General features: G+C 37.3%; 12 protein-coding genes and 1 other annotated feature. Of the genes, 10 read left to right on the forward strand and 2 right to left on the reverse strand.

What is annotated here, in order from left to right:
• Positions 1-349: 349 nt before the first annotated feature.
• From SM124_RS03105 to SM124_RS03115, 3 genes are read left to right on the forward strand one after another with little or no spacing between them, the layout of a single operon-like run.
• Entirely contained in the window at positions 350-562 is a 213-nt protein-coding gene (locus tag SM124_RS03105; RefSeq protein ID WP_322445279.1) for a helix-turn-helix transcriptional regulator, read from the forward strand.
• Positions 555-1,004: a hypothetical protein gene (locus SM124_RS03110; RefSeq protein ID WP_322445280.1), complete on the forward strand. Its 450-nt coding sequence runs from the start codon at positions 555-557 to the stop codon at positions 1,002-1,004. The genes SM124_RS03105 and SM124_RS03110 overlap by 8 nt, the downstream gene beginning before the upstream one ends.
• 12 nt (positions 1,005-1,016) lie before the next feature.
• Positions 1,017-1,466, forward strand: coding sequence for a small multi-drug export protein (locus SM124_RS03115; RefSeq protein ID WP_322445281.1), 450 nt, complete (start codon positions 1,017-1,019; stop codon positions 1,464-1,466).
• 126 nt (positions 1,467-1,592) lie between these two features.
• Here SM124_RS03115 and sspI read toward each other — a convergent pair whose 3' ends face one another.
• Positions 1,593-1,799, reverse strand: coding sequence for a small acid-soluble spore protein SspI (gene sspI / locus SM124_RS03120; RefSeq protein WP_322445282.1), 207 nt, complete (start codon positions 1,797-1,799; stop codon positions 1,593-1,595).
• Between the two features lie 190 nt (positions 1,800-1,989).
• On the opposite strand from sspI, the gene SM124_RS03125 reads away from it, so the two are divergent.
• The 3 genes from SM124_RS03125 to pheT all read left to right on the forward strand — a co-directional run bounded on the left by SM124_RS03125 (position 1,990) and on the right by pheT (position 6,864).
• The gene (locus SM124_RS03125) at positions 1,990-2,742 is read left to right on the forward strand and encodes a TrmH family RNA methyltransferase (protein WP_322445517.1); all 753 of its coding nucleotides are present in this window, start codon (positions 1,990-1,992) and stop codon (positions 2,740-2,742) included.
• Positions 2,743-2,849: 107 nt separating this feature from the next.
• Positions 2,850-3,090, forward strand: a binding site (T-box leader).
• A gap of 298 nt (positions 3,091-3,388) precedes the next feature.
• Positions 3,389-4,426 (forward strand): phenylalanine--tRNA ligase subunit alpha, encoded by a 1,038-nt coding sequence (pheS, locus tag SM124_RS03130; RefSeq protein ID WP_322445283.1) that lies wholly within the window; start codon positions 3,389-3,391, stop codon positions 4,424-4,426.
• 23 nt (positions 4,427-4,449) lie between these two features.
• Positions 4,450-6,864 (forward strand): phenylalanine--tRNA ligase subunit beta, encoded by a 2,415-nt coding sequence (gene pheT / locus SM124_RS03135; RefSeq protein ID WP_322445284.1) that lies wholly within the window; start codon positions 4,450-4,452, stop codon positions 6,862-6,864.
• 81 nt (positions 6,865-6,945) lie between these two features.
• Here the strand turns inward: pheT and rnhC are convergent, their stop codons facing one another.
• Positions 6,946-7,872, reverse strand: a complete 927-nt coding sequence (gene rnhC, locus SM124_RS03140) for a ribonuclease HIII (protein ID WP_322445285.1) — start codon at positions 7,870-7,872, stop codon at positions 6,946-6,948.
• A gap of 163 nt (positions 7,873-8,035) precedes the next feature.
• On the opposite strand from rnhC, the gene zapA reads away from it, so the two are divergent.
• The 4 genes from zapA (at position 8,036) to SM124_RS03160 (ending at position 13,366) form a co-directional block, all read left to right on the forward strand.
• Complete coding sequence (gene zapA / locus SM124_RS03145; RefSeq protein WP_407691372.1) at positions 8,036-8,311, forward strand: cell division protein ZapA; 276 nt, start codon at positions 8,036-8,038, stop codon at positions 8,309-8,311.
• Between the two features lie 11 nt (positions 8,312-8,322).
• Positions 8,323-8,862 carry a CvpA family protein gene (locus SM124_RS03150; RefSeq protein ID WP_322445287.1) on the forward strand — a complete coding sequence of 180 codons (540 nt, stop codon included), beginning with the start codon at positions 8,323-8,325 and terminating at the stop codon, positions 8,860-8,862.
• Positions 8,863-9,021: 159 nt separating this feature from the next.
• A complete protein-coding gene (polX, locus tag SM124_RS03155) occupies positions 9,022-10,737 on the forward strand; it encodes a DNA polymerase/3'-5' exonuclease PolX (RefSeq protein ID WP_322445288.1) in 1,716 nt (571 codons plus the stop codon).
• Positions 10,738-11,005: 268 nt separating this feature from the next.
• On the forward strand, positions 11,006-13,366 hold the full coding sequence (locus SM124_RS03160; RefSeq protein WP_322445289.1) for an endonuclease MutS2: 2,361 nt from the start codon (positions 11,006-11,008) through the stop codon (positions 13,364-13,366).
• The last annotated feature ends 21 nt before the right edge of the window (positions 13,367-13,387 follow it).

Raw genomic sequence — 13,387 nt, forward strand, 5'->3', positions numbered from 1 at the left:
TGGTAGTAAGCTAAAGAAGGAGATCATTTAGCCTAAAGGCTCATAGCTTAACTTAGTAAAGAAGCCGAATATAGCTTCTCTTATTAAAGATGCCTAAAAACAACCTATATACCAATGTTGAGTGGGGCCTTGACAGTTTCGTTCATATCAGGAGGCTCGACTTCCTCCCCGAGGAAAGCAAGTGCCTGGACCGGAAATCAACGGACAAAATTACAAGAACGAAAAAATACCAGCAGCAGATCCCTTTATTATTGAAGTAAACCATACCAAACAAAATGTTAAGTAAACTTGACATTTTGTTTAGTATGGTTTACATTATAATTACTAATAATTGGAACAGGAGGTTTATATGTTAAAAAATCGTGTCCGTGAGCTCAGAGCCCGTTTCAATTTAACTCAAGGGGATTTAGCAAAAGAAATGGGAGTTACAAGACAAACGGTTGGTTTTATTGAGAAAGGTGATTATGCACCATCCATTACACTGGTATTAAAAATGGCTGAAGTTTTCAATGTAAGTGTCGAAGAAATATTTTGGTTAGAAGAGGTGAATAAAGATGAGTGAAAAGGTGTTACGCTCGCCTATTTGGTCTTTAATGTTTATCTGGCTTGCAGGATCCATCTATCTTTTTTTAACAATCTATGAAATAACTGAACTATCAAACCTTGCCATTGGAATCCTTTCTATATTTAGTTTACTAGTGCTGATCTTTACACTAGTGTGGTTCGCTTTAATTGCTAAATTTAATAAAAAGAATCCAAAAAGGAAGATTTCTATCTTTTCTATTGTTCCTGTGGAGTTTAGAGAAGAAGATGAGGGAATGCAGTGGTTAACGAATCGAGCATGTAGGAAGGTATATATGTTTTTCTACTCAGCATTACCGCTCAGCTTTCTATTACTCTTTTTCCTTGATGATATTAAAGGTTTACCGGTAATTATTATCATTGGTTTAGCTACAGGTCAGTATATTATTTATTGGTCTGAAATTCGAAAAGCCAATTCTTAAGTGAGGTGCTCTATGGTTTGGGAATATGTATTGGTCTTTGTATTGGCTGCCATTCCTTGGATTGAGATCGCTGCTGTTATCCCGTTAGCCATTATTAAAGGATTACACCCGTTTTGGGTAGCTGTACTATCTTTTACTGGAAATTTTATCACGGTACTGTTATTCGTATTGCTCTTTGACCGTTTTAAAAAATGGCGTGAAAGAAAGAGAGAAAAAAGTCAGGAAAAAACGTCCTCCCGTTCAGAACGAGCACGAAAAATTTGGAATAAGTACGGACTGCCTGGTTTGGCTCTGGCCGCACCGCTTCTAATTGGAACCCATATTGCGGCTGGTATCGGTATGTTTCTTGGTGCTAAAAAACAATGGACGACGATTTGGATGACAATTAGCTTAGCTTTATGGAGTAGTATATTAGCCATTGGCTCCTACTATGGTTTAGGTTTTATCGATTTTATTAGATAGCGGAGGAAAAAGAAATGAGTTGGTATATGTGGATAGCTATATTAGTGCCCATCATTGCTGGTACATACCAATCTTCAAAGAAATTCAAGAAAAACTAGCTGCCCTAATATTAGAGCAGCTTTTCTTTTACTTTAATCCACTTGCAAGAGTTTGAAGCATTTCTTGTTTATTATCTTCGGAAGAATTGTTCCAAATGACCTCAAATAATACGCCTAAACCTGGTAACATTTTTTCTTCACCATTTTGAATAGCATCTACGATCGTGTCTTTAAGCTCATCTTGTGAATTGCCACTAACATTCTGGATAATTGCATTTCTTAAATTTAAGTTCACTTCATCTGCACCCCTTATCTATTTACTGAAAGACTCTTTAGTTACCTTTGAAATATACTCTCTCTACACAAATTGAAAGAGTTTCGTTAATATCTTTTCTATTTTTGGATTTATTATGTATATGAGTTAGGCTATAATAAGAAAATTGATTATATGTAAAATGAAATGTATTGGTAAAGGAGAGAAGATGTTGAAACACATTACCTCTGCGAAAAATCCTCAAGTAAAAGAGTGGAAAAAATTATTAACGAAAAAAGAAAGAGACAAAACGGAAACTTTTTTAATAGAGGGTATTCATTTAGTGGAAGAAGCACTAAAGGCAGATAAAGTATTAGAAATTATCATAAGTGAACAGAGCCATTTCATTCAAAAGATTAATTTTGGTGATACACCGGTAACTACTGTCACAGAAGAAATTATTAAGACATTATCCGATACAGAGTCTCCTCAAGGGGTATTTGCTGTTTGTGAACAAGAAAAAATAAACCTGAATGAAATTACAGGAAAGACATTCTTACTACTAGATGCTGTCCAAGATCCAGGTAACTTAGGAACGATGATACGGACAGCTGATGCAGCAGGAGTGGATGTTGTTGTCGTGGGCCAAGGTAGTGTGGATCATTACAACCCTAAAGTACTTCGTTCGGCACAAGGAAGTCACTTTCACTTGCCTGTTTTAAAGGGAGATTTATCGGAGTGGGTGGAAAAGTTAAAAGATGAAGGAACACCCGTTTATGGGACTGCATTAGAAAATGGTCAAGTATATACGGAAACTACTCCTAGTCCCACGTTTGCCTTACTAGTTGGTAATGAAGGGAACGGTGTAAATAAAGAATTACTGGATCAAACGACTAAAAATTTATATATACCGATCCATGGAAAAAGCGAATCACTTAATGTTGCAGTTGCTGCAGGAATTTTGTTATATTACTTAAGAGCATAAAAATGGGCTATAAATTTTGTAAAAGCGTTTGATATGAAGGGAATTATATAATATAATTTATTCAATTTCACAATTGCATTTATGCAATAAACGCAAAAATTGCATACGAAAAGACTAAGACGGAGAAAAGTAACTTACTGTATTTTTAAAGGGAGAAAATGCCTAGACTGAAAGCATTTTCATTAAGAAAGTAAGCGAAGTTCACCTCCTGAGTCGGCATCGGGACCATTCTTGTAATGTAAAGATGCATCGGAACAATCCGTTATCCAAATGAAGTGAGCACATCAACATTCTTTTTGTTGTGTGTTAATAAGGGTGGTACCGCGAAAACAAAACCTCGTCCCTTTTTTGGGATAAGGTTTTTTTTATTTGTCTATTTTAAGATGGTTGTTGATGATTTAGTTATTATATTAACCATCTGAGTTGATTGGAGCGGAGGGCACTTGACTCCTGCGGGAAGTAGAGGGAATGGGAGACCCCACAGGCGGTAACGCCGAGGCTCCCATCCAGGAAGAATTCGCCTTTTGAAAAAATCGGCTTCTGGATTTTTTCTTTAATTCTTCCAACTCCCCGCGGAAAGCAAGTGCCTGGAGCGGAAATCAACGGGTCACTTTAACGAACCCAAAGAATAAAGGAGGAAAAAACCATGCAAGATCGTTTAAAAGAACTTCAACAAGAAGCACTTAATAAAATCCAACAAGCGTCTGACCTTAAAGAATTGAACGACGTACGTGTTTCTTACTTAGGGAAAAAAGGACCCATCACAGAAGTATTAAAAGGAATGGGAAAGCTTTCAGCTGAAGAACGTCCTAAAATGGGAGCACTCGTCAATGAAGTAAGAGACGAAATTTCCGCAGCTATCGAACAAAAACAGCAAGTATTAGAAGCAGAAGCGGTAGAAAAGCAACTCGCTGGTGAAACCATTGATGTTACCCTACCAGGCCGCCCTGTTAGCAAAGGTAACCATCACCCACTAACTCGAATTATCGAAGAAATTGAAGATCTATTCATTGGAATGGGCTATACGATTGCAGAAGGTCCTGAAGTAGAAAAAGATTATTACAACTTTGAAGCATTAAACCTACCTAAAGGTCACCCTGCTCGTGATATGCAAGACTCATTTTACATTACAGAGGAAATTCTTCTTCGCACACATACATCGCCTATGCAAGCTAGAACGATGGAGAAAAACGAGGGTAAAGGCCCAGTAAGAATTATCTGTCCTGGAAAAGTGTATCGCCGTGATAACGATGATGCGACACACTCACACCAATTCATGCAAATTGAAGGATTGGTCGTTGATGAAAATATTCGCATGAGTGATTTAAAAGGTACATTAGACGTATTTGCGAAAAAAATGTTCGGAGAAGACCGTGAAATTCGTCTTCGCCCAAGTTTCTTCCCATTCACTGAGCCTTCTGTAGAAATGGACATTTCTTGTAAGATTTGTAGCGGAAAAGGCTGTAGCGTATGTAAAGGTACTGGCTGGATTGAAATTTTAGGTGCAGGAATGGTTCATCCGAATGTACTTGAAATGGCTGGATACGATTCGAAAAAGTACACAGGATTTGCGTTTGGTATGGGTCCAGAGCGAATTGCGATGTTGAAATACGGTGTAGATGATATTCGTCATTACTATACGAATGATGTACGTTTCTTAAAGCAATTTCACATTCACGAATAAGGGTTAAGATAGGAGGAATAAACATGTTTGTTTCATATAAATGGCTACAAGATTATGTAGACTTATCAGGAATTACAGCAAATGAGTTAGCTGAAAAGATCACCAAAAGTGGGATTGAAGTCGAAGGTGTAGATGTACTAAATGAAGGCATGAAGGGTTTAGTTATAGGACACGTATTAGAACGTGAACAACATCCAAATGCTGATAAACTAAATAAATGTTTAGTTGACGTAGGAGACGAAGAACCTGTTCAAATTATTTGCGGTGCACCAAACGTCGATAAAGGCCAAAAGGTTGTTGTTGCAAAAGTTGGAGCTGTGTTACCTGGTAATTTTAAAATTAAAAAAGCAAAGCTACGTGGTGAAGAGTCAAACGGAATGATTTGTTCTCTTCAAGAGTTAGGAGTTGAGAGTAAGCTAGTAGCTAAGGAATTCTCTGAAGGAATCTTTGTTTTTCCGAATGAAGTGACCGTTGGGGAAGATGCTCTAGCTGTACTTAACAGAGACGATCAAGTTTTAGAATTAGGTTTAACACCTAACCGTTCGGACTGCTTAAGCATGCTAGGAGTTGCTTATGAAGTAGCAGCTATTTTAGGGAGAGAAGTGAAGCTTCCTCAACCGGAAGTCGCTACATCAAATGAAAAGGCTTCTGACTATATTGAAGTAAAAGTGGAAGCATCTGAAGATAATCCATTATATGTGGCAAAAGTGATTAAAAACGTTAAAATTGCTCCATCACCAGTATGGATGCAAACAAGATTGATGGCAGCAGGTATCCGTCCTCACAATAATGTGGTTGATATCACAAACTATATTTTGATTGAATACGGTCAGCCATTACATGCATTTGATTACGATCGTCTAGGCTCAAAGGAGATTTTAGTTCGCCGTGCTCAAGCTCGTGAAGAAATGGTTACTTTAGATGACGCAAAACGTGTGTTATCGGAGGACCACTTAGTGATTACAAATGGTCAAGAGCCAGTTGCTCTAGCAGGTGTAATGGGTGGAGCAAACTCAGAAGTTCAATCTGATACAACAACGGTTCTATTAGAGTCAGCGTACTTTAAAGGTGCAACCGTTCGTAAAGCTTCAAAAGACCATGGCTTAAGAAGCGAAGCAAGTACTCGTTTTGAAAAGGGAGTAGATCCTGATCGCGTTCGTGCTGCTGCTGAGAGAGCGGCTGAATTACTTGCTCTTTATGCAAATGGTGAGGTGCTAGAAGGTTCAGTTGAGGTTGATACTTTAACGGTAGAACCGGCTGTGGTTTCTATTACTTTAGAAAAAATTAATCGCGTACTTGGTACGAACATCACTACTGATGAAGTTAAATCTATTTTCAACCGTTTACAGTTTGAAGTGAGTGTAGAAAGTGATGAAGTTACGGTAACAGTCCCAACTCGTCGTGGCGATATCACAATCGAAGAGGACTTAATTGAAGAAGTGGCACGTATTTATGGCTATGACAATTTACCAATGACATTACCGATTGGGGCTTCAACACCAGGTGCTTTATCTGAATACCAAAAGAAACGTCGTGTCATTCGTCGTTACTTAGAGGGTGCCGGCCTTTACCAAGCTGTGACTTACTCTCTAACTAGTGAGGCAAAAGCGACTCAATATGCGATTGAAAAGCGTGAGCCAATTCGCTTAGCAATGCCAATGAGTGAAGATAGAAGCATGCTGCGTTTAAGCATTGTGCCACAATTACTTGAAGTACTTAAGTACAATGTTGCTCGTCAAATGGATAGTGTAGCTGTTTATGAAACAGGTACGGTATTCTTATCGACGAATCAAGATGAGTTACCTGAAGAGCGTGAGCATTTAGCTGCAGCAATTACAGGGCTATGGCATCTACACCCATGGCAAGGAGAAAAGAAAACCGTTGATTTCTTCGTGTTAAAAGGAATATTAGAAGAAATGTTTGCCACTCTTGGATTAACCAATTTAGTTGAATACAAACAAGCTTCTATTGATGGTATGCACCCTGGTAGAACAGCAGAAGTATATCTTGCAGGTCAAAACATTGGGTTCATTGGTCAAGTACACCCAACGGTTCAAAAAGACTTAGATTTGAAGGAAACTTATGTATTCGAAATCTCGCTAAAAGCTCTGTTAGAAACAGAAACAGCTCCATTACAATATGAAGCCATTCCTAGATATCCTTCTATTACAAGAGACATTGCTTTAGTGGTTAGTAAGGAAATTGTCTCTGGAGAATTAAAAGGAATTATTGTTGAAGCAGGCGGAGATTTATTGAAAGAAGTTTCTGTGTTCGACCTTTATGAAGGTGAACGTATGGAAGCGGGTAAAAAATCAATTGCCTTCTCATTAAGATACTACAACCCTGAGAAAACTTTAACAGATGAAGAAGTAACGAAAGCACATGATAAAGTGTTAAAAGCGGTTGAAGAAAAAACAGGTGCGGTTTTAAGAGGATAAAGCAATTAGGGACTCTCATTTTATGGAGAGTCCCTAAATTTTTCGAAATTAGAAATTAAGGGTGCATTTTTTATTATAAATTTATCTCCTAACTAATTTCATCGCTTTTTCCGTATTAGCAAAATGAAGTTTAACGAAATTGGGTAGCACTGCTTCGCCTTTTTCTTTAATTAATCTTGCTGCGGCAACATCTACTTGCGCACCAGCTCCTTTAGGTAAAGTAAACCCAGCATTTTTAGATAGATTTTCAAAGTGACGGACAAAAGCATACCTTGCAAGAATGGAAGCAGCAGCGACGGAGAGATGGACTCCTTCTGCTTTTGTACTAAAATAAACGTCCTCTCTTTGAATACTCTTTTGTCCCTTTAAGTATCCATAATAGACGTCTTTCTGAGCAAATTGGTCAATTAAAATGGCTTCAGGCTTTACAGGTTTAATTTTATTTAATACGTGTTCGATCGCTTGGTTATGTAAAAGTGCCTTAAGCTTTCCTTGAGACATCCCTGATTTTTGGAGTTTATTATATTTTTCATTATGTAGAGTCAATAAGCTATGTGGAACAATGTCCTTTATTTGTTTGGCTATTGAAATAATTTTTTCATCATTTAATCCTTTAGAATCCTTTACACCTAGTTCTTTCAGTAAAGGAATGTCTTCTTTTTTTACGTAAGCTGCTACTACAGTTATAGGGCCAAAAAAGTCTCCAGTCCCTACTTCATCTGAACCAACAACAGACAAGTTTGCAAAATTAGCAGGAAGCTGATTTTGAACTGCTTTGGTTTTCTTAGTTTCTTGAGACGTTTCAGTTGTCCCCCATCTGCTTGCTTCAGCTTCACTTCCTCCCCCTTGAAATAATACTTTTCCTGATTTATAAGCTGTAATGGAACAGTTGGAAGTCTTAGCTGCAAAAACCGCTCCAGGTGGCAATTTACTGATTAGACTGTTTTGATAAGAAACCTTCATTTTTTCAATTTCATTCGTCGTTAATTTTAAAACTACATGACTCATTTTTTTTTGTACACCCCAATGTTTATAAATTTTTAAACAGACAACTCATGCATGACTTAAAGATTAGATCCGCAGTCCTCAAGCAAAATCTGATGATTTTTGACATCCTTTGACTTCCCACTATAGTATGTTCATGTTATGATTATGTTTAGGATTCGTTTGAATGGGGGCAAAGGGGTTGACAGAAATAGATAAAACGCGCACAACTGTTGATATTTACGGACAGCAATATGCGATAATAGGCACTGAAAGTTCAAGTCATGTTCGACTTGTAGCCTCTTTGGTCGATGATAAAATGCGTGAAATAAGCTCTAAGAATCCTTCGCTCGATATAACGAAATTAGCCGTTTTAACAGCTGTTAATGCTGTAAATGATTATATAAAATTAAAGCAACATTATGAACGGCTTGAAAGCGAATTAAAAAGAGTAAAGGACTGAAAATAAAAGTCATGCTAGATCTCGCCATCATCATTATTTTATTTTTTGGATTTTTAATAGGTTTAAAAAGAGGGTTTATCCTCCAGTTTATCCATCTTGTTGGATTTATCATTTCTTTTATTATAGCTTATATGTATTACGATAAGCTTGCTCCAAAGCTTACCCTTTGGGTGCCTTACCCGAATATCGGGAATGACTCAATAAAATTACTTTTTGAAAATACTAACTTAGAAGATGCTTATTATCGTGCAATTGCATTTGTTGCTATCTTTTTCGTTGCAAAAATTGCACTTCAAATTATCGGAAGCATGTTAGATTTCGTTGCTCACTTACCAATATTAAAAACATTGAATGTTTGGGCTGGTGGAATTTTAGGGATTATTGAAGTATATCTAATCATCTTTATTTTACTATATATTGCAGCGCTGCTTCCAATTGGAGCCATTCAAGTATACTTAAATGATTCAACCTTAGCAAAAGGAATTATTGAACATACTCCCATTATGTCAAATCAAATTAAAGAACTATGGTTTGAATATATCGCTGCCTAAAACTTCTCTTTAAAGAGAAGTTTTCTTTATGAGCATAGGTTTTTAAGTTGAATTGAAAACCTTTTAAAATCCTAAACGTATATATGGACATACTAGAAGCTAACTGAGTTAATAGAGTAGATGACTTTTATATTGTAATCACAGGCAGGTGTGAAATAGATGAATATAAACAAAAAAGATGTAATCCGTTTATTAGAAACAATCGCGATCTATTTAGAATTAAAAGGGGAAAATACCTTTAAGGTAGCTGCGTTTAGAAAGGCGGCCATTGCTCTTGAAACAAATGAAAATAGTTTGGCTGAAATAAATGATTTTACTACGATATCAGGGATTGGGAAGGGAACGGCAGCTGTAATTCAAGAGTTTATAGATGAGGGCACGTCTACTGTATTAAAAGAACTACAGCAAGAAGTACCACAAGGTTTAATTCCGTTACTTCAGCTTCCTGGCTTAGGTGGTAAAAAGCTTGCAAAGTTAAACCAAGAACTTGGAGTAGAAGACATAGCTGATTTAGAAAAAGTATGTCGTGAAGGAAAAGTTCAGCAACTAGCTGGGTTTGGAAAGAAGACCGAAGAAAAAATCTTAGCAGCTATTATGAATGCTGGGACTAGACCGGAAAGACTTCCTTTAGCTTATATGTTACCAGTGTCTGAGATGATTGAAGATGTCATTAAAGATATGAAGGATATTGACAAATTCTCTCGTGCAGGTAGCCTAAGAAGAATGAAGGAAACGATAAAGGATTTAGATTTTATTATCTCTACAACTAATCCAGCTTCGGTAAAAGATCAGCTACTTGAGCTGGCTAATATTAAAGAAGTGATTGCTGCTGGAAATACAAAAGTTTCTGTTACCCTTGGTTTGGACTATGATGTTTCCGTCGATTTTCGTATTGTTACACCAAAAGAATTTGCTACTACCCTTCATCATTTTACTGGATCCAAGGATCACAATGTTCGAATGAGACAACTGGCAAAAGAACGTGGGGAAAAAATAAGTGAATATGGTGTGGAGAATACGGAAACTGGAGAGGTAAAAACTTTTCAATCGGAAGAGGAGTTTTACCAATATTTTGGTTTGCCATTCTTTCCACCGGAAATTAGGGAAGACGGAAGAGAAGTTGATGACTACAAAACCGATATGGAACTAATCTCCATTGAACATATAAAGGGAGACCTTCATATGCATTCTACTTGGAGTGACGGTGCTCACACGATAGAAGATATGGTAGAAGCATGCCGGAAACGAGGATATCGTTATATGGCCATTACCGATCATTCACAATTTTTAAAAGTGGCAAATGGGTTAACTCCAGAAAGGCTAAGAAGACAAAAAGAGGAAATTAGAATATTAAATGAGAAATATGATGATATCACCATTTTATCAGGTGTAGAAATGGACATTCTCCCCGATGGTACGTTAGACTATGATGATGAATTATTAGCAGAATTAGATATTGTCATTGCTTCTATTCACTCATCTTTCTCCCATTCAAAAGAGAAAATAATGGAGCGCCTCAAAACTGCTTTGGTAAATGCTCATGTCGACATCATCGCCCATCCAACGGGTAGAATCATTGGTAGAAGAGAAGGCCATGAAACGGATATTGATATGCTAATTGAGCTAGCAAAAGAAACAAACACAGCACTAGAACTGAATGCTAACCCATACCGCTTAGACTTAGCCCCTGAATACTTAAGAAAAGCTCAGGAGGCGGATGTAAAGATTGTAATTAACACAGACGCCCACAAACTTGATACACTAGTACATATGGAAATAGGTGTATCCAGTGCTAAAAAAGGCTGGATCAAAAAATCCTCCGTCTTAAATGCCATGGAAACGGAAGAATTGTTGGAGTTTTTACATCGGAGATAACAAAGTCTTTAATTGAGGCTGAATAATAAAGCTTTTTGGCAACCTGACTATAGATTACTGAGTTGATTGGAGCGGAGGGCACTTGATTCCTGTAGGGATAGATGGTACGGGAGACCCCACAGGCGGTAACGCCGAGGAGGCTCCCGGCCATCCCTACGGAAAGCAAGTGCCCGGAGCGGAAATCAACGGGCAAAAATTAAAAGTTATTAAATATAGACAGTATTTTTATATAGAGCATTAAAGTGTTAAATGAAAGGGAGGGACCTCCATGCAAGAACGTGTTTTAAAAGTATTGGAGTTCATAAAAGTTAGAGAACAGCTTCTTGAACATGTTTCTTCATCATTAGGAAGGGATAAAGCCTCAAAGCTTTTACCATCAACTAACTTTGAAGAAGTCGTCCAAAGACAAGAAGAAACAGACGAAGCAGCAAAAGTACTACGAATAAAAGGAAATGTTCCCTTAGGTGGAATTTTCGATATTAGACCACAAATAAAAAGAGCTTCCATCGGTGGAATGTTATCCCCACACGAATTAATGCAAGTGGCGAGCACCATCCACGCAAGCCGTATGATAAGAAAATTTATTGAAGATTTATCTGAACAAGGTATGGATGTTCCCATTTTAGTTGGATTCGCTGACCGCATCATTGTTCTAGCAGAATTGGAGCAATCCATCAGAATAGCCATTGATGACAATGGAGAGGTTCTAGACTCTGCAAGCATCACATTACGTTCTATTCGTAACCAACTCCGTACAAAGGAAGCAAGAGTAAGAGAAAAACTTGAAAGCATGATTCGCTCTTCAAATGCACAAAAAATGCTTTCTGATGCCATTGTAACAATTCGAAATGACCGTTTTGTTATACCGGTAAAACAAGAGTATCGGGCACATTATGGCGGTATCATACATGACCAAAGTTCCTCTGGACAAACTTTATTCATTGAACCTCAGGCAATCGTCGAGTTAAATAATGACTTACAAGGTTTACGTATGAAAGAACAAGAAGAAATTGAAAAGATTCTTGTTGAGCTTTCCGGAAAAGTTGGAGAGTGGAACGGAGAACTTGAAACCATTGTTGAAGTACTGGCTGAACTTGATTTTATGTTTGCAAAAGCACGATACGGAAGTAGAATAAAAGCTTCAAAGCCAAAAATGAATAATGAGGGTAGGATTGTCCTTTTCAAGGCGAGACATCCTTTAATTTCAATTGATGAAGTGGTTCCAAATGACATCGTTTTGGGTAAAGATTTTTCAACGATTGTCATTACCGGTCCAAATACGGGTGGTAAAACGGTAACATTAAAAACGGTTGGTCTGTGTACATTGATGGCACAAGCAGGATTACATATTCCTGCCTTAGATGGCTCTGAAATGGCTGTATTTAGCTCCGTATATGCTGATATTGGTGATGAACAATCGATTGAACAAAGTTTAAGTACGTTCTCCTCTCATATGGTTAACATTGTTGATATATTAAATAAGGTTGATTTTGAAAGCTTAGTTTTATTTGATGAGCTAGGAGCAGGAACAGATCCTCAAGAAGGAGCAGCGCTTGCTATTTCCATATTGGATGAAGTTCATAATAGAGGGGCAAGGGTCATTGCTACCACACACTACCCTGAACTAAAAGCTTATGGCTACAATCGTGAAGGGGTTTCAAATGCGAGTGTAGAATTTGATATTGAGACATTAAGTCCAACCTATAAACTTTTGATAGGTGTACCAGGTCGAAGCAACGCTTTTGAAATTTCCAAACGACTTGGATTGAAAGATAAAGTAATAGATAAAGCACGAACTTATATTGGTGCAGATAGTAACGAAGTAGAAAGTATGATTGCTGCTTTAGAAGATAGTAAACGTCAAGCTGAAAAAGAACTTGAAGAAGCGCATGATTTCTTGAAACAAGCAGAAAAGCTGCATAAAGACCTTCAAAAACAAACAGTGGAATACTATGATAAGAAGGATCTTTTACAAGAAAAAGCAGAACAAAAAGCATCAGAAATTATTGAAAAAGCTAAAGCTGAAGCGGAAGAAATCATCCGTGAGTTAAGAAAGCTAAGAATCGAGAAGAATGCTGAAGTAAAAGAACATGAACTAATCGATGCAAAAAAACGTTTAGAAGAAGCCGTGCCAAAAACGACAAAATCGAAAAAAACTGTAGGTAAACAAACATCACAAAAACGTACTCTAAAACCTGGAGATGAAGTAAATGTCTTAAGTTTTGGCCAAAAAGGACATTTAGTGGAAAGAGTGTCTGACAGTGATTGGCAAGTACAAATCGGAATTTTAAAAATGAAAGTAAAAGAATCAGATTTAGAATTTATCAAGAGTGAAAAAGTGGTTGAAACTAGACCAATGGCAACTGTGAAGGGGAAAGACTTCCATGTTAATCTTGAACTTGACTTAAGAGGAGAAAGATTTGAAGATGCTCTCTCAAGAGTAGAAAAATACGTGGATGATGCACTGTTAGCTGGATACCCAAGAGTTTCCATCATACATGGTAAAGGAACGGGGGCTTTAAGACAAGGCGTTCAAGAATATCTACGTAACCATCGTTCTGTCAAAAAGATTCGCTTTGGAGATGCCGGAGAAGGTGGGACAGGGGTTACCATCGCTGAGTTAAAATAAGATGATAAATATTTATAAATA

This window comes from Robertmurraya mangrovi, from assembly GCF_034427655.1.
Lineage (GTDB): Bacteria > Bacillota > Bacilli > Bacillales > Cytobacillaceae > Robertmurraya_A > Robertmurraya_A mangrovi.

Excerpts from the sequence above, each read along its gene's own strand:
- SM124_RS03105 (WP_322445279.1), top strand. The coding sequence starts at position 350 with ATGTTAAAAAATCGTGTCCGTGAGCTCAGAGCCCGTTTCAATTTAACT.
- SM124_RS03110 (WP_322445280.1), top strand. The coding sequence starts at position 555 with ATGAGTGAAAAGGTGTTACGCTCGCCTATTTGGTCTTTAATGTTTATC.
- SM124_RS03115 (WP_322445281.1), top strand. The coding sequence starts at position 1,017 with ATGGTTTGGGAATATGTATTGGTCTTTGTATTGGCTGCCATTCCTTGG.
- pheS (WP_322445283.1), top strand. The coding sequence starts at position 3,389 with ATGCAAGATCGTTTAAAAGAACTTCAACAAGAAGCACTTAATAAAATC.
- pheT (WP_322445284.1), top strand. The coding sequence starts at position 4,450 with ATGTTTGTTTCATATAAATGGCTACAAGATTATGTAGACTTATCAGGA.
- rnhC (WP_322445285.1), bottom strand. The coding sequence starts at position 7,872 with ATGAGTCATGTAGTTTTAAAATTAACGACGAATGAAATTGAAAAAATG.
- zapA (WP_407691372.1), top strand. The coding sequence starts at position 8,036 with ATGGGGGCAAAGGGGTTGACAGAAATAGATAAAACGCGCACAACTGTT.
- SM124_RS03150 (WP_322445287.1), top strand. The coding sequence starts at position 8,323 with ATGCTAGATCTCGCCATCATCATTATTTTATTTTTTGGATTTTTAATA.
- polX (WP_322445288.1), top strand. The coding sequence starts at position 9,022 with ATGAATATAAACAAAAAAGATGTAATCCGTTTATTAGAAACAATCGCG.
- SM124_RS03160 (WP_322445289.1), top strand. The coding sequence starts at position 11,006 with ATGCAAGAACGTGTTTTAAAAGTATTGGAGTTCATAAAAGTTAGAGAA.